A 645-nucleotide genomic window follows, 5' to 3' on the forward strand; every position below is an offset into this window, starting at 1 on the left:
CCACACCCACACCCACACACCACACCCACACCACACCCACACCCACACACTCTCTTACATCTACCTCTACTCTCGCTGTCATACCTTACCCGGCTTTCTGACCGAAATTAAAAAAAAAAAATGAAAATGAAACCCTGTTCTTTAGCCCTACAGCACTTCTACATAGCCCTAAATAGCCCTAAATAGCCCTCATGTACGTCTCCTCCAAGCCCTGTTGTCTCTTACCCGGATGTTCAACCAAAAGCTACTTACTACCTTTATTTTATGTTTACTTTTTATAGATTGTCTTTTTATCCTACTCTTTCCCACTTGTCTCTCGCTACTGCCGTGCAACAATCACTAAATCAAAACAGTAAAATACTACATCAAAACACATATTCCCTAGAAAAAAAAAAAAAATTTTCTTACAATATACTATACTACACAATACATAATCAGTGACTTTCGTAACAACAATTTCCTTCACTCTCCAACTTCTCTGCTCGAATCTCTACATAGTAATATTATATCAAATCTACCGTCTGGAACATCATCGCTATCCAGCTCTTTGTGAACCGCTACCATCAGCATGTACAGCGGTACCCTCGTGTTATCTGCAGCGAGAACTTCAACGTTTGCCAAATCAAGCCAATGTGGTAACAACCA

Annotated in this window: 1 protein-coding gene; it reads right to left on the bottom strand. The window is 40.2% G+C overall.

Going from position 1 to position 645, the window contains the following annotated elements; translation table 11 throughout:
• Nucleotides 1-462: 462 nt before the first annotated feature.
• On the bottom strand, nt 463-645 hold a 183-nt coding region (locus IE124_RS36375), incomplete at its 5' end, for a hypothetical protein (protein WP_229833188.1).

The organism is Streptomyces narbonensis, assembly GCF_014649015.1.
In the GTDB taxonomy this organism is placed as follows: Bacteria; Actinomycetota; Actinomycetes; order Streptomycetales; family Streptomycetaceae; genus Streptomyces; species Streptomyces narbonensis.